Source organism: Pseudonocardia ailaonensis (assembly GCF_039531635.1).
GTDB lineage: Bacteria > Actinomycetota > Actinomycetes > Mycobacteriales > Pseudonocardiaceae > Pseudonocardia > Pseudonocardia ailaonensis.
This window is the reverse complement of sequence record NZ_BAAAQK010000005.1, coordinates 918,877-936,085: the sequence shown is the minus strand read 5'-3', so window position 1 is coordinate 936,085 and position 17,209 is coordinate 918,877. Positions and strand designations below refer to the sequence as shown.

Genomic DNA, 17,209 nt, shown 5'->3' with positions numbered 1-17,209 from the left:
GCCTCAGCGCGCGAGCGCGGCGAGCCTCGGGAGCAGCCGGAGCGCGTTGTCCGTCGTCAGGTCCTCGACGGGCGCCACGGTCGCCACCTGCTCCCGGACCGCCGGCGCGGGCGTCCAGCAGAAGTCGCTGCCGTAGAGCAGCCGCTCCAGGCCGAACACCCGCTCCAGCGTCGGGACCTGGTGCGGGAAGGGCGTCCCGGCGCTGTCGAACCACAGCCCGCGCAGCTGCTCGAGCACCGGCGATCCCCCGAAGTGCCGGGCGAACAGCTCGATCCGGTCCGCGAGCAGCGGCAGTGCACCGCCGCCGTGCGGCACGATCCAGCGGATCCCCGGGTGTCGCGCGATCGCCCCGGCGAGCGCGAGATCGGCGAAGGCGCGGGCGGTGTCGAACACGAACTCCAGCATCGGCGCGGGCCGGCCCCCGGTCAGCGCCGGCGCCCCGGGCGGCGAGGTCGGGTGCACGAACACCACGGCGGCGCGGCGGTCGAGCTCCGCCCACAAGGGCTCGTTCGCGGGGTCGCCGAGGTAGCGGCCACCGGCGTGGGTCTTGACCGTCACGCCGTCGCTGCCCAGCTCGTCCAGCGCGCGGGCCGCCTCGGCGATCGCGCCGTCGACGTCCGGCAACGGGAGGGAGGCGAAGTGCCCGAAGCGGTCCGGGCGGCGCTCGCGCAGGGCCGCGCCCACCTCGTTGACCTCGCGGCTCAGCAGCCGGGCCGCCGCGTCCCCGCCGTGGAGGTCCCCGAAGTGGGTGCCGGGCGAGGAGATCGAGAGCAGCGAGACCTCGATCCCGCACTCGTCCATGAGCGCGAGGTGGGCGTCGGCCGACCAGGTGGGCCAGCCGGGCATGCCGTCGGGGTGCTCGTGGCCGGCCGCCCGGGCCGCGGCGACGTAGCGGTCGGTGAGGAAGTGGGAGTGGACGTCGATCAGGGCCATGGCGGGAGGACCTTCCGGTACGCGAGGATCAGGAGCGTGCAGGGACTCGGAGCGGAGACCCGGCGGTGATCCGCACCGCGCCGGGCCGCGAGTGGCTGGCCGGGCTGGAGCCGGCCGGCCCGGTGACCGTGGACCAGGCCGCGGGGACCGCCGCCAACACCGGCGACGCGGTGGCGCGGATCGGTGCCGGTCCGGTGTGCTGGGCGATCGAGGTCGGCCGGGAGATGGCGCTGCAGATCATCGCCGAGATCCCGGCCTTCGGCGGCGGCGAGGCACCCTTCGAGGTGCTGCGGCAGGGCACCGAGGCATCGATTGTGCGCGCGTTGCTCCTGCTCGCGGACCCCGGATCCGGGCTGCCGTCGAGCGCGGAGGAGTCGCTGGCCGGCGTCCGCGAGTTCGTGCAGCGCGGCATCTCGCTCGGCGGCCTGCTGCGCGGCATCCGCCTCGGGCACGAGGGCATGGCCCGGGCCTTCCTCGCCGCCTGCGAGGAGCGGGTCGACCGGGCCCGGCTGCCCGAGGAGATGGCGGCCACGACGAACGAGCTGTTCCGCTACGTCGACGGGTTCGCCGACTCCATGACCCAGGAGTACCTGGCCGAGTACGACCGCTGGGCGACGAGTGCGGCGGCGGCCCGCGCGCAGACGGTCCGGGCCCTGCTCGCGGGCGACGCCGTCGACGCCGCCGAGGCCTCCCGGGTGCTCGGCTACGACCTGGGCCGGACCCACCTCGGGCTGACGGCGTGGACGGAGCGCCCCGGCGCGGACTCGGCACTGCAGCTCGCGGCGGCCGAGCTGCTCCGGGCGCGCGGCGCCACGGCGACGCTCGTCGTGCCGGTCGGGTCGGGGCTGGTGTGGGCGTGGGGAGTCGTGGCGGGCTCCCCCGGACCGGCGGCCCACCCCCGTGACGACGTCCGGGCGGCGTTCGGGCTGCCGGGCGCCGGTGTCGCGGGCTTCCGCCGGACCCACGGCGAGGCCGGGCGCGCGGAGCGGCTGCGCCGGCTCGCCGGGGACGTCCGGGCGGGGAGCAGCGACTACGCGGACGTCGCGGTCGCGGCGCTGCTCGCCGCCGACCTCACCGGGGCGCGGGACTTCGTGCGGCGGGAGCTCGGCGCGCTGGTCGAGCCGAGCGCCGAGGACCTGCGCACCACGCTGCTGCAGTACCTGGAGGCCGAGCGGAGCGTGGCCGCTGTCGCGGCGGCGCTGCACATCGCGCGGGGCACGGTGACCTACCGGGTGCGCCGGGCCGAGCAGATCCTGGGACGGGACGTCGGCGAGCGGCGGCTGGCGCTGCACACCGCGCTCCTGCTCGCCGACGAGCTCGGCCACACGGTTCTCGACGGCTGAGAGAACAACGGCTGAGAGAACAACGGCTGAGGACACGGCACCTCCCGATCTGCGCGCACCCAGCCGACCAGCCGGCGCCGTCCTCCCGCTCGGTCCCCGGGACCAGCGCCGACCGGCGGATTCGGGCTGCGGGGACAACTCGGGGTGACCGCCCTCACAGCGGCTCAAACGCGCCGCCGGGTTCTGTGCTGCGGGACCAAGCGACGGGGCCCGGCCGGCCGCTCCACTGGGTGCACCCCACACCGAAGGAGCTCGACGATGAGCATCATCCTGGACCGCCCGGGCGCCACCGCCGCCTCGCGCGAGCTGCGCGCCGACCTCGTCGAACGCGCCGCGAAGCTCGTCCCGCTGCTGGCCGGCAACGCCGCCCGCACCGAGGGGGACCGCCGCGTCGTCGAGGAGAACATCACCGCGATCGCCGAGGCGGGCCTGCTCTCGATCATGCAGCCCGCCCGGTTCGGCGGCCTCGAGACCGACTTCCGCACCATGCTGGAGGTCTCCCGCGAGCTCGCCCGCGGCTGCGGCTCGACGGCCTGGGTCACCACCCTGATGAACGTCTGCAGCTGGTTCACCGGGCTCTGGCCGGCCGAGGCGCAGCAGGACGTCTGGGGCGCGGACCCGAGCACGCGGGTAGCGGGGGTGCTGGCGCCGACTGGGACCACCCGCGAGGTCGAGGGCGGGATGATCGTCAGCGGCCGCTGGGGCTGGGCCTCCGGATCGGCGCACTCGCAGTGGGCGCTCGTCGGTGTACCGCGGGGCGAGGACCAGGGCATGATCCTGATCCCGATGTCCGACATCACGATCGAGGACACCTGGTTCGTCGCCGGGATGCGCGGCACGGCGTCCAACACCCTGGTGGCCGACGAGGTGTTCGTCCCGGCCCACCGCTACGTCTCGGTGCCCGCGGCGATCACCGGGCAGCTGGATCTGCCCTTCCCGGACGAGGCGCTCTACCGCTCCGCGTTCGTGCCGGTCGCCGCGCTCGTCCTGGCCGGGCCGCAGCTCGGGCTGGCCCAGGCCGCGCTGGACCTCGTGATCGAGAAGGCGCCGCGCCGCACCATCTCGTACACGTTCTACGAGAACCAGGTCGCCGCGCCGTCGGTGCAGCTCGCGCTGGCCAAGGCCGCGTCGCTGATCGACTCCGCGCACCTGCACGCCTACCGCGCCGCCGCCGAGATCGACGAGGCCGCCGCCGCGGGCACCTACCCGGACTACGACGCCCGCGCGCTCGCCCGCATGGACACCGGCACCGCCGTGACCTGTGCCCGCGAGGCCATCCGGATCCTGATGTCCGCCCACGGCGCCTCGAGCTTCGCCGAGTCGAGCCCGCTGCAGCGGATCTGGCGCGACAGCGAGACCGCCAGCCGGCACGCCGTGGTGAACCCGGAGGTCAGTGCCGAGGTCTACGGCAAGTCACTGCTCGGCGTCCGCGGCGACGTCACCCCGCTCGTCTGAGAGAGGACACACCATGCGTTTCGGTTCCCTGCACGGCAGGCTCACCGCATTCCTGCCCGAGGGCGCGGTCGACGTCGAGAAGGCCTCCGGCGGCCGCTTCGGCGCCGATCCCCAGTCCGTGTACACGGATTGGGAGGCGTTCCGCGCCTTCACCTTCTCCGGGGAGGACGCGGTCGACTTCGATCCCGCCGACCTCGACGCGCCGGCCCCCGCGCCGGCCCAGGTCTTCGCCATCGGGCTCAACTACCGCGCGCACGCCGCCGAGTCGAAGCTCGACGTGCCCGAGCGGTTCCCGCCCGTCTTCACCAAGTTCCGCACGGCCCTCTCCGGTCCGGTCACCACGGTCGTGCTGCCGTCGGGGACCGTGGACTGGGAGGTCGAGCTGGTCGTGGTGATCGGCCGGCGCGCCGACCACGTGTCCGCCGCCGACGCGTGGGAGCACGTCGCCGGGCTCACCGTCGGCCAGGACCTCTCGGAGCGGACCTCGCAGCTCGCGGGCCCGGCACCGCAGTTCAGCCTGGGCAAGTCCTTCCGCGGCTTCGCCCCGACGGGACCGTGGATCGTCACGGTCGACGAGGTCGAGAACCCCGACGACCTGGAGCTCGGCTGCGCGGTCGACGGCGAGCAGGTCCAGCTCGGCCGCACCGCCGACCTGCTGTTCGGGGTGCCCGCCCTGATCGAGGGGCTGTCCGCCGTGACGTCCCTGCTACCCGGCGACCTGATCTTCACCGGCACCCCCGCCGGCGTCGGCATGGGCCGCACGCCGCAGCGCTTCCTGCAGCCCGGCGAGGTCCTGACCAGCCACATCGAGGACATCGGCGAGCTCACCCAGACGTTCGTGAAGGAGTGATCCCATGAGCCTGCACCGACTCGCGAGCGTGGTGATCGGCGTGCCCGATCTCGACGCCACCGCCCGCTACTACGCCGACTTCGGGCTCAGCGCCGTCCCGGGTGGGCCGGGTGAGCGCCGCTTCGCCACCCTCGACGGCGGCGAGCAGCTCACCCTGGTCGAGCGCCCGACCCGGCGGCTGGTCGCGCTGACCGTCGGCGCCGACGACCCCGACGACCTGGCCCGTGCCGCCGCCGGGCTCGACCGGCTCGGGGTGTCCGCCCATCGCGGCGGCGACCGGCTCACCACCGAGGAGCCCGCCACGGGCGTCGCGGTCGACGTCGTCGTCACCCCGCGGATCGTCCAGCCCGAGATCCCGCCGACGCCGTACAACGGGCCCGGCCGGACCGAGCGGACCGGCACCCGTGCCCCCGGGATCCTGCGCACCGAGCCGGTGCGGCCCCGCAAGCTGGGGCACGTCGTCCTCGGCTCGCCCGACGTCGGGGCCACCGAGCGGTTCTTCCTCGACGGCCTCGGCTTCCGGCTCAGCGACCGGGTCGCGGGCGCCGGCGCGTTCATGCGGTGCTCGACCGACCACCACAACGTCCTCGCCCTGGCCGCGCCGGTCGGGTTCCTGCACCACACGTCCTGGCAGGTCGACGACGTCGACGACGTGGGCCGCGGCGCCACCGCCATGCTGGAGGGCAACCCGGAGCGGCACGTCTGGGGCCTGGGCCGCCACCACGCCGGCTCGAACTTCTTCTGGTACCTCAAGGACCCGGCCGGCAACTTCAGCGAGTACTACTCGGACATGGACTGTGTGGTCGACGACCAGCTCTGGAGCCCGGAGAGCCTGGAGGGGGCGAAGGGCCTGTTCAGCTGGGGCCCGCCGCCGCCTCCCTCCTTCCTCCGCCCGGACGACCTCGCGGAGCTGATGACCGGGGCGCACCTGCCCGGCTAGCACCCCTCACCAGCACCCCATCCGCCGTACGACGGCGGTTCACCCGGGTCGGCCAGCCTCGGCGGCGACGAGCCCGCGGCCCCCGCGCGGCTCCCCGCGCAGAACGTGAGGTCGCCCGGACCATGACGGCCACGCCCAGTGATCTCCTCGCCCGGCGACGGTCCCGGCGGGCGGGGCCACCGGGGCGGGTGGTGGTCGTCGGGGCGACCGTCGGGCAGGGGCACGAGGGAGCCGCCCGGGAGCTGGCCCGGCGGCTGCGGCGGACCGGGGTGTGGGTGAAGGTGCACGACTACGTCGACGCGTTGCCCGGGCCCGTCGCCCGCACGGTGAAGGACCTCTACGCCCCGTCGGTCCGCTACACCCCGCGGTTGTTCGACGGCCTGTTCCGCGGCCTCGAGCACCCGGGCGTCCTGCGCAGCGTCACCGAGTGGGCGTGCGGCCTCGCGGCGGACCGGGTCGAGGCCTGGACCGGCGGCGCGGACGTCGTCGTCTCCACCTATCCCCTGGCCAGCCGCACCCTCGGCGAGCTGCGCCGGGCCGGACGGCTGCCGGCCACCACGGTCAGCTACCTCACCGATCCGGCCGCGCACGCCTTCTGGTGCCATCCGGAGATCGACCTGCACCTGACCGTCACGTCCGCGACCGCGCTCGACGCCCGCCGCTACGGGGTCCCGGCCCGTGCCTCCGGTCCGCTCTGCGCCCCGCGGTTCGGCGACACGGCCCGCCGCGCGGCGGTCCGCGGCGAGCTCGAGATCCCCCTCGACGCACCGTTCGTGCTGCTCAGCGCCGGCTCGCTCGGCATGGGCGACGTCCCCGAGACGGTCGAGGCGATCACCCGCCATCCCCGGGCGCACGCCGTGGTGCTCTGCGCCCGCAACACGGGGCTGCGCCGGGCGCTGGCGAGCCGCCCACGGGTCGTCGCGCTCGGCTGGCGGGACGACGTGCCCGACCTCATGGCGGCCGCGGACGTGCTGGTGCACAACGCCGGCGGGCTTTCCTTCACCGAGGCCCTGGTCGCGGGGCTCCCCGCCGTCACCTACCGGCCCATCCCCGGTCACGGCCGCGCCAACGCCGCGGTGCTGGCCGCGGCCGGCATCGCCGCCTGGCCGCGCACGCCCGACGAGCTGGCCGCGGAGATCGAGCGACTGCACGGGCGGCCCCGCGCCCAGGCGCACCCGTGGCCGCCGGACGCCGATCCCGCCGAGGTCGTCCGCGGGCTGCTGCCGGCCGCCCTGGAGAACGCGGCCTGAGGAGCCCTCAGGGCTCCGGCCAGGTCGGGCGGGTGAGCAGCTCGAGGATCTCCGCCGGCGGCCGCGACGGCGAGAAGTACCAGCCCTGGCCCACGTCGCAGCCCAGGTCGAGCAGCCGCTCCTGCTGCCGGCGGGTCTCCACGGACTCCGCCGTCACGGACAGGCCGAGGGTGTGCGCGAGCTGCACCAGGGTGCCCACGATCTCGGCGTCGACGGGCTCGTCCACCCCCGTCCCCGGCCCGCCGCTGACGAACGGCCCGGCCAGCTTGAGAGTGTGCACGGGCAGCCGCCGCAGGTAGGCGAGGTTCGAGTAGCCGGTGCCGAAGTCGTCGATGGCGATGCTGACGCCCATCGCGGCGAGCTCGTGCAACGGGGTCAGGGTGTCCTCGGTGGTGCCCATGACGTCGCTCTCGGTGAGCTCGAGCTGCAGCGACCCGGCCGGCAGGCCGCTCTCGGCGAGGATCTCGCGGACGTCGTCGACGACGCCGGGCTCGCGCAGCTGGCGTGCGGTGAGGTTGACGCTCATCAGCAGTGCCGCATCGGGTCTCGCGCGCGCCCACACCGCCGCCTGCCGGCACGAGCGCTCCAGGATCGAGCGGCCCAGCGGCACGATCAGCCCGCTCTGCTCGGCGATCGGGATGAACTCCGCGGGCCCCAGCCGCCCGCCGTCCGGGAGCTGCCAGCGCACCAGGGCCTCGACACCGATCATCCGGTGGTCCGACAGCCGCACCAGCGGCTGGTACTCCACCACGAACTCGCCGCGCGCGAACGCCTCCGGCATCCGGGCCATGATCGCGAAACGGCCGACGTCGCGGCGGTGGCGCTCGGCGTCGAACAGCGCGACGCGGTCCTGCCCGTCCGCCTTCGCCCAGTACATCGTGGTGTCCGCGGCCTTCATCAGCTCGGCCGCACCGCTGCTGGCCTGGTCGAACCGCACGACGCCCACGCTCGCCGTCACCGAGACCTCCTGCTCGCCCAACCGGACCGGGCGGCGGACGGCGGCCAGCGCGGCGCGGGCGACGTCCTCCAGCCGCTCGGGGCTGGCCGCGCGCTCGACCAGCACCACGAACTCGTCCCCGCCCATGCGGGCCACCAGGTGCCCGGTGAGCACGTGCGACAGCCGCGCGGCCACGGTGGAGATCAGCTGGTCGCCGGTGTCGTGGCCGAGGGTGTCGTTCACGGCCTTGAACCCGTCGAGGTCCAGGTAGCAGACGCCGGGCTCCCGGCCGGGCGTCCGCGCCGCCAGCGCCGCCTCCAGCCGGTCGAAGAACATCCGCCGGTTCGGCAGCCCGGTGAGCGGGTCGTGCAGGGCCTGGTGCTCCAGGCTGCGCTGCAGCCGGCGCCGCTCCGTGATGTCCTGGACCATCGCGACGACGTAGCGCGGCCTCCCCTCCTCGTCGCGGATCAGGGAGAGCACCAGATCGGTGAGGATGTCCGAGCCGTCCCGGTGCGGGTAGGTCTTCTCCATCCGCAGGTGGTCGGATCCGGTGCCCGCCACCGTGTCCCGCACCAGGTCCCAGTGGTCGTCGGGGTCGCTGGGGTGCACGAACTCCCAGAACCGCCGGCCCTCCAGCTCGTCCGGCCGGTAGCCCAGCATCTCCCCCAGGGCCCGGTTGACCTCGAGGATCACCCCGTCCACCCGGGCCACCGCCATCCCGATGGCGGCGACCTCGAACACGGACTCGAACCGCGCCTCGGCCTCCTTCCGCGCGGTGAACGCGGCGACCGTGATCTCCTGCTGCTCGTCGAGGGTGCGGGACTGCAGCGCCTGCGCGTAGCCGGCGGCCAGGGCGCCGAGCACGGAGCCGAGCGCGGCGGGGCTGCGGCCCTCGGGGAGCACGTCGCCGAGCACGGCCAGGCTCCGCTCGATCGCCTCGACCTCGGTGAAGTGCGCCTCCACCAGCCGCCTCCCGACGGCGCGGGCGACCTCGTGGTCCGGGTCCGGATCGCACAGGACGTCGAGGAGGTCCTGGGCGAGGCCGGTCAGGAAGGCGAGCATCGCCCGCGGCGTCATCCACACCAGGCTCGTGTGGGCGACGGCCTGCCGCCAGGCCACCGCCACGGTCCGCGCCCCCGGACGGGCCACGCCGGTCCCGTCAGTCCCGCCGGGCCACGGCGGCCAGGCCGGGATAGTCCTGCGGGACGTCGGCGTCGTCGCCCGGATCCGGATGCCACAGCGGCATCAGCGTGACGCCCGGCGGGACGATCGCGAGGTCCCCGAGGATCTCCTCCACCTCGGCGGCGGTCCGCAGCCGCATGGGGTTCGGCGAGTCCTCGCGGTCGTAGACCTTCCCGACCTGCCGCAGGGCGCTCCGCCCGTCGAGGCGGGCGTGGCTGACGGCGACGTGGCTGCCCGGCACGGTCGCGGCCATGTAGTCGCGCACGATCTCCCGCGGCCGGTCGGAGTCCAGGACGAAGTGCAGCACCGAGACCATGAGGACGGCGAGCGGACGGCCGAGGTCGACCAGCCCGGTCCGCACGGCGTCGTCGAGCACGGCCCGCGGTTCGCGCAGGTCCCCCGCCACGATCGTCGCGTTCGGGTCGTCCTTCAGCAGCGCGCGGCTGTGGGCGACGGCCACCGGATCGTGGTCGACGTAGACGACCCGCGCCGACGGGTCGACACCCTGGGCGACCTCGTGCACGTTCCCGACGGTCGGGATGCCCGATCCCAGGTCGAGGAACTGGTCGATGCCCAGCCCGGACAGGTGGGCGACGGCACGGCGCAGGAAGGCGCGATTGTCCCGCAGCACCGTCGGCAGGTCCGGCATGCGCTCCAGGGCCTGCCGGCCGAAGGCGCGGTCGGACTCGAAGTTGTGCGAGCCGCCGAGGTAGAAGTCGTACACCCGCGCCACGCTCGGGCGCGTGTGGTCGATCTCCTCCGACGCCCAGTCCGGCCCCTCGCCCATCCGGCACCCCCTCACCCGTCCCTGATCGTGCCCGATGCGACGGGACGGGCGCAGTGTGTCACCGGTGGGGCCTAGTTGCCGACGCCGAGTGCCCCCATGAACGCCGACGGGTAGCGGTCGCCGCGGGCCGAGCCGGGCGGCAGCGCCTCCTCGATCGCGGCGAGGTCCGCGGCGGTCAGCTCGAGGTCGGCGGCGGGCAGTGCCTCGGCCAGTCGTTCCCGCGTCCGGGCCCCGACGAGCGGCACGATGTCCGCGCCCTGCGCCGCGACCCAGGCGATCACGAGCTGGGCGACCGTGCGGCCCTTGGCCTCCGCGATCCGGCGGAGCCCCTCGACCAGGGCGAGGTTGTGCTCCAGGTTGTCCCCGGAGAACCGCGGGGAGCGGGCCCGCGCGTCCCCCGCCCTGCCCGGGACGAAGGTCCCGGAGATCAGCCCGCGGGCCAGCACGCCGTAGGCCGTGAGGCCGATGCCGAGCTCGCGCAGGGCCGGCAGGACCTCCGCCTCCACCGCCCGGGAGATCAGCGAGTACTCGATCTGCAGGTCGGCGACCGGGTGCACGGCGTGGGCCCGGCGGACGGTCGCCGCGTCGACCTCGGAGAGGCCCACGTACCGCACGTACCCGGCGTCGATCATGTCCTTGATCGCCCCGACGGTGTCCTCGATCGGCACCGCCGGGTCCAGCCGGGCGGGCCGGTAGACGTCGACGTGGTCCACGCCGAGCCGGGTCAGCGAGTACGCGAGGAAGTTCTTGACGGCGGCGGGCCGGCAGTCCTGGGTCAGCGGCGGCAGGCCGGGCCCGCCCATCCCGCCGAACTTCACCGAGAGCACGTAGCTGTCGCGGGGCCGGCCGCGCAGGGCCTCGGCGAGCAGCAGCTCGTTGTGGCCCATGGCGTAGAAGTCGCCGGTGTCGATCAGGGTGATGCCGGCGTCGAGCGCCGCGTGCACGGTCGCGATGCTCTCCCCGCGATCGGCGGGGCCGTAGGCGCCGGACATGCTCATCGCGCCCAGGCCGAGGGCGGAGACGGTGGGGCCGTGGAGGCCGAGGGTTCTCGTCTGCATGGACCCACCGTGCGCCCGTCCGCCCGGCGGCGGCAGCGGAGCGTCGATCGTGGGAGCGCCGCTCCCTGGATCGTCGCGGGCGCGGCGAGCACCATGGAGGGCATGCAGCGCGCGGAGCTCGCCGACTTCCTGCGCCGTCGGCGCGAGGGGATCCGGCCCGTCGACGTCGGGATCGCCGAGGGGCCCCGGCGCCGCGCGGCGGGCCTGCGCCGCGAGGAGGTGGCGATGCTGGCCGGGATGTCGACGGACTACGTCGTGCGTCTCGAACAGGGCCGGAGCAGCCAACCGTCGACCCAGCTGCTCGGTGCGCTCGCCCGCGCCCTGCGCCTGTCCGACGACGAGCGCGACCACCTCTTCCACCTGGCCGGGCACCAGCCGCCGCCCGCCGCCGGCACGGCGCGCCTCGCCCGCGCGGGCCTGCTGCGGATGCTCGACCTGCTCGGCGACACCCCCGCCCTCGTCGTCTCCGACCTCGGTGAGGTGCTGGCCCAGAACCGGGCCTCCCGGTTGCTGACGGGTGACCACGGCGGCGGCACCGGCGACCGTCGGTACCTGGTGTACCGCTGGTTCACCGAGCCGGAGGCCCGCGCGGTCACCCCGCCCGAGGAGCAGGAGCACCACGCCCGCCAGCAGGTGGCGGACCTGCGCGCGGCACTCGGCCGGCGGGGTACGGATGCCGAGGTCACCGGGCTCGTCGCACGGTTGCGCGAGGTGAGCGCGGACTTCCGCCGGCTCTGGGACGACCACGAGGTCGCCGTCCGCCGCGCGGACCGCAAGACCTTCCTGAACCCCCGGGTCGGCCGGATGTGCATGGACTGCGAGACGCTGCTGACCCCCGACCGCGGGCAGCTGCTCGTGGTGCTCACCCCCGCCGACGACGAGACCCGCGAGCGGCTGGAGCTGCTGCGGGTGCTCGGGGTGGAGGACTTCCCCGGGGTGCCCCTCTAGCCCGCAGCCGTGCCGCAGTTCTGGCAGAAGGGCGTGCCGCGCTGCGGGGCGCCGCAGCCCCGGCAGGGCGGGGCGTCGTAGGAGGTGCCGCAGGCGCCGCAGAACCGGCCGGTGCCCTCGGCGCCGCAGTGCCCGCAGTAGCGGGTGGGCTCGGCCGGGGCGGGGGCCGGCGGTGCGCCGTGGGCCTGGCCGCCGTAGCCCTGGGCGGCGTACTGCTCCGGATAGCTCTGGGCGCCGTACGCCGGGGCCACCTGGGGCGGGGTGCCGTACCCCTGGTCGTACGACGGCGCGCCGTAGGCGGGCGGCGCCTGGGCGGCGGCACAGTTGCGGCAGCAGTCCACGCGCTGGTCCCAGCAGAAGTGCCGGCAGACCCAGTCCGTGCAGCCCCGGCACTGCCGGAACTCCCCCGCGACGTCCTCGGACGCCTCGCGCATCCGCTGGTCGTTCGTGGTGCCGCGGGTGCTGGGCCGGTTCCACTGCGCCATCAGGCCGACGTGCTCCACGCGGCTGCCGATCTCCCCGCCGAGGATGCTGCCGCCGAGCGCGGCCAGCCGGCCGCCGAAGCCCGTGACCGAGTGGCGGAAGCGGGAACGGAAGCCGTTGCCACACCGCTGGCAGTGGAACTCGAACTGGTAGCCGTCCGTGGTGCTGCAGTCCGTGATGTTGCTCGTGAAGGGGATCAGGTCGGGCATCTGGTTCCGGTCCTCCACTCGGCTGCCTGTCCTCGCATCCGGTACTCGCCGCAACGACCCGTTTCGCTACACCCCGGGCGTCGCAAGGTGAGATCGGCCGGGTGCTCCGGCTGCGCGACGATGGTCCCCATGGACGTGCCCGGGATCTACGCGCGCTGCAGCGCGGCCTTCGGGGAGCGGGTCCACCTGGTCGGCGACCGCTGGGGCGCCGCGACCGGGCTCCCCGGCTGGGACGTCCGGGCGCTGGTGAACCACCTCGTCACCGAGGAGCGCTGGACACCCGAGCTCTTCGGAGGCGCCACGATCGACCAGGTGGGGGACCGTTTCGACGGTGACCTGCTGGGCGAGGACCCCCTCGCGACGTACGACGGGGCGGCCGCGGCCGCCCTCGCCACGATCCGGGAGCCCGGCGCGACCGAGCGCACGGTCCACCTGTCCTTCGGCGACCGGCCGGGATCCGAGTACGCGCTGCAGCTGTCGGCGGACCATCTCGTCCACGCCTGGGACCTCGCGCGCGCCCTCGGCACGGACGACATCCTCGACGAGGAGCTCGTCGCGCTCCTGCTCGACTGGTACGTCCGCGAGACCGAGGCTCTCTACCACCGGATCGCGGTCATCGGCCCCCGGATCGAGGTCCCGGCCGGCAGCGGCCCGCAGGCGGAGCTGCTGGCCCGCTTCGGCCGGGTGGGCTAGCTCACCGACGCCGAGGCCGGGCGCGCACCGTCCGCCACCTGCTGTTCCGTCCAGCCCTTGTGGGAGACGACCTTGGCGGGGTCGTCGTAGAGGTCGTACTCGGTGCTGTGCAGGCCCTCGGTCAGGCCGGTCTGCCAGTTGTGCACGACCGGGTAGGCGGGGCTGTCGTCGGCGCCGGGGGCGATCCAGCCGACCACCCGGCCCAGGTACTCGTCGGTGTCCCCTTCCGTCCAGAGGGCCCACAGGGGGTAGGGCTGCGCGGCGAAGGTCTTCTGCACCCTGTGGTTCTACCGAACGGGTTCTGCCGAACGCCCCGCGGGCTCACCGCATCCGGTCCCCGGCGAGCCGGGGGCACCGACCCGGCATATTTGTGAGCGTTCAACTGTTCTCCCGTACGATGAGGCACGACCGGGAGGAAGAGATGAGTGAGCTCGAGTTCGGACTCGACACGTTCGGCGACGTCACCGTCGACGAGCGCGGCGACCGCAAGCCCCACGCGCAGGTCATCCGCGACGTCGTCGAGGAGGCCGAGCTCGCCGAGCGCGTCGGCGTCGACGCGTTCGGGATCGGCGAGCACCACCGGGACGACTTCGCGGTCTCCGCGCCGGAGGTCGTGCTGGCGGCGATCGCGGGCCGCACGGAGAAGATCACCCTCGGCACCGCGGTGACGGTGCTCAGCTCGGACGATCCCGTCCGCGTCTTCGAGCGCTTCGCCACCCTCGACGCCGTGTCGCGGGGCCGCGCGGAGATGACGCTGGGCCGCGGGTCGTTCACGGAGTCCTTCCCGCTGTTCGGTTTCGACCTCGCGGACTACGAGGCCCTGTTCTCCGAGAAGCTGGACCTGATGGCGCGGCTGCTCGAGGAGGGGCCGGTGACGTGGGAGGGCACGATCCGCGCCGCCCTGCGCGACCAGCAGGTCTACCCGAAGACGGAGTCCGGACGGATCCCGGCCTGGGTCGGGGTCGGCGGGAGCCCGGAGTCCGTGGTCCGCGCCGCGAGCCACGATCTGCCGATGGTGCTGGCGATCATCGGGGGCGACCCGGCACGGTTCGCGCCCTTCGCCGACCTGTACCGCAAGGCCCGCGAGCAGATGGGCGCGCCGCCGCTGCCGATCGCGGTGCACGCGCCCGGCTTCGTCGCCGAGACGGACGACGAGGCGGTGGAGACGATCTTCCCGCACGCGAAGTCCATCATGGACCGGATCGGGCGCGAGCGCGGCTGGCCGCCGCTGACCCGCGCCCGCTTCGAGAGCGACGTGCTCCACGGCGCCCAGCACATCGGCTCCCCGGAGACGGTGGCGCGCAAGATCGCCCGCACGGTGAGTGCCCTGGGCATCCAGCGCTTCGACCTGAAGTACTCCAGCGGCACCCTGCCGCACAGCGAGATGATGAGGTCGATCGAGCTCTACGGCACCGTCGTCGCCCCGAGGGTGCGGGAGCTGCTCGCCTCCGAGCCGGTCGCCGTCTGAGCCCGCGTCAGACGGCCCGCATGCGGTTGTTGCGTGCGTTGTGCTCGACCTCGGCCAGGCCGAGCACCTCCAGGACCGGCGGGACGTAGTTGCCGAAGCGGCCGCGCAGGCCCTTCTTCATGCCGTACCAGCCACCGACGGGGTTGTCGGCCGAACGGCCCCAGTCCTCGACCGTGTCCGGCTTGGTCGGCTTCTGCTCGTCCGCGTTGCCCAGCGGCATCCAGTCGCCGTGGGCCTTCAGCATCGCGTGCAGGTCGTCGATGCAGCGGAGCTGGTAGCGCAGCTGCGTCGTGCCGACCTGCACGACGAGCGCGGGCGGCTCGGCCCCGGGATCACGGTAGGCCTCGTACTCGGACGACCCCGGCGGCGTCGTCAGCCGCCAGGGGTCCTCGCGCGTGCCCGTGCCCTCGACCGTGCTCATGCCTGCTCCTCGTCGCCGGTGATCGGTGGGCACGTTAGACCCGGAAGGTGACATCTCTTGTCACCTTCGTCCGGACGCGCGACCCTGCCGGGATGCGGGCGAGCCGGCTGGTCGCGATGCTGGCGATCCTGCACGCCGAGGGCCGGATCAGCGCGGCCCGGCTCGCGACCCGGCTGGAGGTCAGCCGGCGCACCGTCCTGCGGGACGTCGAGGCGCTGTCCGGGGCGGGCGTGCCGATCTACGCGACGCGCGGCGCCGGCGGCGGCATCCAGCTGCTCCCGGGCAGGTCGACGATCCCGCCCGATCTCCTGACCTGGGGGGCCGGGCCGCCGGCCCGCGCGACGATCCGGATCTCACCGGAGGGCATCCCCCTCGCCACCCTGCCGGGCCTGCGCGTCCGACCCGAGACGGATCCGGACGGCTGGTGCGAGGCCACCTTCCGGCTCGGTCCCGGACGGCGGGCCGCGGCGGACCTGCTCGCCCTCGGCCCGACCGTCGAGGTCCTGGGTCCCGAGGAGCTCCGGGCCGAGGTCGCCGGGCTGGCCCGGCGCACCGCGGCGCTCTACGCCCGGGGCACCACCTAGCGTTCCCGCAGCTCGCGGCGCAGGACCTTGCCGCTGACCGTCTTCGGGATCTCGTCGAGGATCTCGACCTGTCGCGGGTACTTGTAGGCGGCCATCCGCTCCTTCGCGAACGCGACGATCTCGGTGCCCGTGACCGCCGCCCCGGCCCGCAGCGACACGAAGGCCTTGACGGTCTCGCCGCGGTAGGAGTCCGGCACCCCGACCACGGCGGCCTCCCGCACGGCGGGATGCTCGTACAGGACGTCCTCGACCTCGCGCGGCCACACCTTGTACCCGCCCGCGTTGATCTGGTCCTTCTTGCGGTCGACGATGTAGAACCAGCCCTCGGCGTCCCGGTAGCCGACGTCGCCGGTGTGCAGGGCACGGGGCCGGGCGGGATCGCGGTGCAGCGCGCGAGCCGTCTCCTCGGGCTTGTTCCAGTACCCCGGCACCACCTGCGGGCCCTCGACCACCAGCTCGCCGACGTCGCCGACCGGGACCTCCACCCCGTCCTCGTCGACCACGCGGACGACGGTGTCGTAGACCGGGACGCCGACGGACAGTGCGCCGGACGCCTCGTCCACCGGCGCCTCCGTCCCGAACGGCACGGCGTGCGACGGCGAGGTGGTCTCGGTGAGCCCGTAGATGTTGTGGATCGTGTGCCCGAAGGCCGCCCGGAACGCCTCGACCGTGCTCGGCGGGACGGGAGCACCACCGGAGTAGATCTTCCCGAGGGTGGCGAGCTTCGCGCGCGAGGCGTCGGGCACGTTCATGAGTGCGATGTAGACGGTGATCGAGCCGACCGTGAACGTCGCCCCCTCCGCCTCGACGGTGTCCAGGGTCAACGCCGGATCGAGCCGGTACATCAGCACCAGCGGCGTGGCGGTGAGGACGGCGACCGCCAGGTGCCCGACCAGCCCGGTGACGTGGAACAACGGCGCGACGGCGAGCACGACGTCCGTCTCGTCGAGCCCGACCCAGTCCCGGTAGGTGCGGGCGTTGAACAGCAGGTTCCGGTGGGTGGTCATCGCGCCCTTGGGCGGGCCGGTGGTGCCCGAGGTGTAGGTCAGGACCGCGACGTCGTCGGCGTTCGTGGCGACGACGGGCGCGGGCCGGCCCCGGAAGCGCTCCACCAGCTCGGTCATGTCCTGCGCGCCCGGGCACTCGATCCGCGCGCTCCGCGCGAACACCCGCGGATCGTCCACGGTCTGGTACTCCAGCTCCGAGGTGGTGAGGACCGTGCGCACGGTGCTGTCCCCGCCGTCGCCGACGACGTGGGCCGCGACGTCGCGGTACAGCGACTCCAGCGTCACGAGCACGCTCGCCCCGCTGTCGCGCAGCAGCTCGGTGACCTCCCGCTCCCGGTTCATCGGGTTGATCGCGACGCTGATGCCGCCGGCCTTCCAGGTGCCCAGCTGCGCGATCACGAACTGCGGGACGTTCTGCAGGAACAGCGCCACCCGGTCGCCCGGGGTGAATCCCGCGGCGGTGATGCCGGCGGCGAAGGCGTCGCTGAGCGCGTCGAGCTCGGCGTAGGAGAGACGGCCGTCGAAGTAGCGCACCGCGTCGCCCCCGGGGTTGCGGGCGACGGCGGCGCTGAGCATGTCGAGGGCGCTCTCGAACCGGTCGTCCGGTGCACGCCCGGTGTGGAAGGCCAGCCAGGGCCTGTCGTGGTCGGTGGACAAGTGG

The 17,209-nt window shown here is 74.3% G+C and carries 17 protein-coding genes and 1 pseudogene; 10 read left to right on the top strand and 8 right to left on the bottom strand.

Going from position 1 to position 17,209, the window contains the following annotated elements; translation table 11 throughout:
• Window positions 1-3 precede the first annotated feature (3 nt).
• Window positions 4-933 carry an amidohydrolase family protein gene (locus ABD324_RS13240; protein WP_344416036.1) on the bottom strand — a complete coding sequence of 310 codons (930 nt, stop codon included), beginning with the start codon at window positions 931-933 and terminating at the stop codon, window positions 4-6.
• 65 nt (window positions 934-998) lie between these two features.
• Here ABD324_RS13240 and ABD324_RS13235 point away from each other — a divergent pair, with 65 nt between their 5' ends.
• The 5 genes from ABD324_RS13235 to ABD324_RS13215 all read left to right on the top strand — a co-directional run bounded on the left by ABD324_RS13235 (window position 999) and on the right by ABD324_RS13215 (window position 6,771).
• Complete coding sequence (locus ABD324_RS13235; RefSeq protein WP_344416034.1) at window positions 999-2,276, top strand: RsbRD N-terminal domain-containing protein; 1,278 nt, start codon at window positions 999-1,001, stop codon at window positions 2,274-2,276.
• A 258-nt stretch (window positions 2,277-2,534) separates the two neighbouring features.
• On the top strand, window positions 2,535-3,731 hold the full coding sequence (locus ABD324_RS13230) for an acyl-CoA dehydrogenase family protein (protein ID WP_344416032.1): 1,197 nt from the start codon (window positions 2,535-2,537) through the stop codon (window positions 3,729-3,731).
• Between the two features lie 13 nt (window positions 3,732-3,744).
• Complete coding sequence (locus tag ABD324_RS13225) at window positions 3,745-4,581, top strand: fumarylacetoacetate hydrolase family protein (RefSeq protein WP_344416030.1); 837 nt, start codon at window positions 3,745-3,747, stop codon at window positions 4,579-4,581.
• A 4-nt stretch (window positions 4,582-4,585) separates the two neighbouring features.
• Window positions 4,586-5,521, top strand: a complete 936-nt coding sequence (locus ABD324_RS13220) for a VOC family protein (RefSeq protein ID WP_344416028.1) — start codon at window positions 4,586-4,588, stop codon at window positions 5,519-5,521.
• Between the two features lie 122 nt (window positions 5,522-5,643).
• Complete coding sequence (locus ABD324_RS13215; RefSeq protein WP_344416026.1) at window positions 5,644-6,771, top strand: MGDG synthase family glycosyltransferase; 1,128 nt, start codon at window positions 5,644-5,646, stop codon at window positions 6,769-6,771.
• 7 nt (window positions 6,772-6,778) lie between these two features.
• Here ABD324_RS13215 and ABD324_RS13210 read toward each other — a convergent pair whose 3' ends face one another.
• The 3 genes from ABD324_RS13210 to ABD324_RS13200 form a co-directional block, all read right to left on the bottom strand.
• Complete coding sequence (locus ABD324_RS13210; protein ID WP_344416024.1) at window positions 6,779-8,857, bottom strand: putative bifunctional diguanylate cyclase/phosphodiesterase; 2,079 nt, start codon at window positions 8,855-8,857, stop codon at window positions 6,779-6,781.
• A 10-nt stretch (window positions 8,858-8,867) separates the two neighbouring features.
• Window positions 8,868-9,677, bottom strand: coding sequence for an SAM-dependent methyltransferase (locus ABD324_RS13205; protein WP_344416022.1), 810 nt, complete (start codon window positions 9,675-9,677; stop codon window positions 8,868-8,870).
• Window positions 9,678-9,748: 71 nt separating this feature from the next.
• Window positions 9,749-10,735 (bottom strand): aldo/keto reductase, encoded by a 987-nt coding sequence (locus tag ABD324_RS13200; RefSeq protein WP_344416020.1) that lies wholly within the window; start codon window positions 10,733-10,735, stop codon window positions 9,749-9,751.
• Between the two features lie 102 nt (window positions 10,736-10,837).
• On the opposite strand from ABD324_RS13200, the gene ABD324_RS13195 reads away from it, so the two are divergent.
• Window positions 10,838-11,683, top strand: a complete 846-nt coding sequence (locus ABD324_RS13195; protein ID WP_344416018.1) for a helix-turn-helix transcriptional regulator — start codon at window positions 10,838-10,840, stop codon at window positions 11,681-11,683.
• Here the strand turns inward: ABD324_RS13195 and ABD324_RS13190 are convergent.
• Window positions 11,680-12,375 (bottom strand): hypothetical protein, encoded by a 696-nt coding sequence (locus ABD324_RS13190; RefSeq protein WP_344416016.1) that lies wholly within the window; start codon window positions 12,373-12,375, stop codon window positions 11,680-11,682. The two genes, ABD324_RS13195 and ABD324_RS13190, sit on opposite strands and share 4 nt — an antisense overlap.
• Window positions 12,376-12,504: 129 nt before the next feature.
• Here ABD324_RS13190 and ABD324_RS13185 point away from each other — a divergent pair, with 129 nt between their 5' ends.
• A complete protein-coding gene (locus tag ABD324_RS13185) occupies window positions 12,505-13,068 on the top strand; it encodes a TIGR03086 family metal-binding protein (protein ID WP_344416014.1) in 564 nt (187 codons plus the stop codon).
• Here ABD324_RS13185 and ABD324_RS13180 read toward each other — a convergent pair.
• Window positions 13,065-13,346, bottom strand: a complete 282-nt coding sequence (locus ABD324_RS13180; RefSeq protein WP_344416012.1) for a hypothetical protein — start codon at window positions 13,344-13,346, stop codon at window positions 13,065-13,067. The two genes, ABD324_RS13185 and ABD324_RS13180, sit on opposite strands and share 4 nt — an antisense overlap.
• A gap of 143 nt (window positions 13,347-13,489) precedes the next feature.
• On the opposite strand from ABD324_RS13180, the gene ABD324_RS13175 reads away from it, so the two are divergent.
• The gene (locus tag ABD324_RS13175; RefSeq protein ID WP_344416010.1) at window positions 13,490-14,536 is read left to right on the top strand and encodes an LLM class flavin-dependent oxidoreductase; all 1,047 of its coding nucleotides are present in this window, start codon (window positions 13,490-13,492) and stop codon (window positions 14,534-14,536) included.
• Window positions 14,537-14,543: 7 nt separating this feature from the next.
• Here the strand turns inward: ABD324_RS13175 and ABD324_RS13170 are convergent, their stop codons facing one another.
• Window positions 14,544-14,957, bottom strand: coding sequence for a DUF6855 family protein (locus ABD324_RS13170; RefSeq protein WP_344416008.1), 414 nt, complete (start codon window positions 14,955-14,957; stop codon window positions 14,544-14,546).
• Window positions 14,958-15,049: 92 nt separating this feature from the next.
• Between ABD324_RS13170 and ABD324_RS13165 the strand changes: the two are divergent.
• Window positions 15,050-15,250: pseudogene (locus ABD324_RS13165) on the top strand (helix-turn-helix transcriptional regulator); the annotation flags it as partial.
• Window positions 15,224-15,541, top strand: a complete 318-nt coding sequence (locus ABD324_RS13160) for a WCX domain-containing protein (RefSeq protein WP_344416390.1) — start codon at window positions 15,224-15,226, stop codon at window positions 15,539-15,541. The pseudogene ABD324_RS13165 and the gene ABD324_RS13160, both read left to right, overlap by 27 nt.
• On the opposite strand, the gene ABD324_RS13155 is transcribed toward ABD324_RS13160, so the two are convergent.
• Window positions 15,538-17,205 (bottom strand): AMP-binding protein, encoded by a 1,668-nt coding sequence (locus ABD324_RS13155; RefSeq protein WP_425565832.1) that lies wholly within the window; start codon window positions 17,203-17,205, stop codon window positions 15,538-15,540. The genes ABD324_RS13160 and ABD324_RS13155 overlap by 4 nt on opposite strands.
• Window positions 17,206-17,209: the final 4 nt, after the last annotated feature.

Bases quoted from the DNA above. Each gene is read 5' to 3' on its own strand.
- ABD324_RS13220 (WP_344416028.1), top strand. From the start codon at position 4,586: ATGAGCCTGCACCGACTCGCGAGCGTGGTGATCGGCGTGCCCGATCTC.
- ABD324_RS13205 (WP_344416022.1), bottom strand. From the start codon at position 9,677: ATGGGCGAGGGGCCGGACTGGGCGTCGGAGGAGATCGACCACACGCGC.
- ABD324_RS13175 (WP_344416010.1), top strand. From the start codon at position 13,490: ATGAGTGAGCTCGAGTTCGGACTCGACACGTTCGGCGACGTCACCGTC.
- ABD324_RS13240 (WP_344416036.1), bottom strand. From the start codon at position 933: ATGGCCCTGATCGACGTCCACTCCCACTTCCTCACCGACCGCTACGTC.
- ABD324_RS13225 (WP_344416030.1), top strand. From the start codon at position 3,745: ATGCGTTTCGGTTCCCTGCACGGCAGGCTCACCGCATTCCTGCCCGAG.
- ABD324_RS13195 (WP_344416018.1), top strand. From the start codon at position 10,838: ATGCAGCGCGCGGAGCTCGCCGACTTCCTGCGCCGTCGGCGCGAGGGG.
- ABD324_RS13190 (WP_344416016.1), bottom strand. From the start codon at position 12,375: ATGCCCGACCTGATCCCCTTCACGAGCAACATCACGGACTGCAGCACC.
- ABD324_RS13200 (WP_344416020.1), bottom strand. From the start codon at position 10,735: ATGCAGACGAGAACCCTCGGCCTCCACGGCCCCACCGTCTCCGCCCTC.
- ABD324_RS13185 (WP_344416014.1), top strand. From the start codon at position 12,505: ATGGACGTGCCCGGGATCTACGCGCGCTGCAGCGCGGCCTTCGGGGAG.
- ABD324_RS13215 (WP_344416026.1), top strand. From the start codon at position 5,644: ATGACGGCCACGCCCAGTGATCTCCTCGCCCGGCGACGGTCCCGGCGG.
- ABD324_RS13230 (WP_344416032.1), top strand. From the start codon at position 2,535: ATGAGCATCATCCTGGACCGCCCGGGCGCCACCGCCGCCTCGCGCGAG.
- ABD324_RS13170 (WP_344416008.1), bottom strand. From the start codon at position 14,957: ATGAGCACGGTCGAGGGCACGGGCACGCGCGAGGACCCCTGGCGGCTG.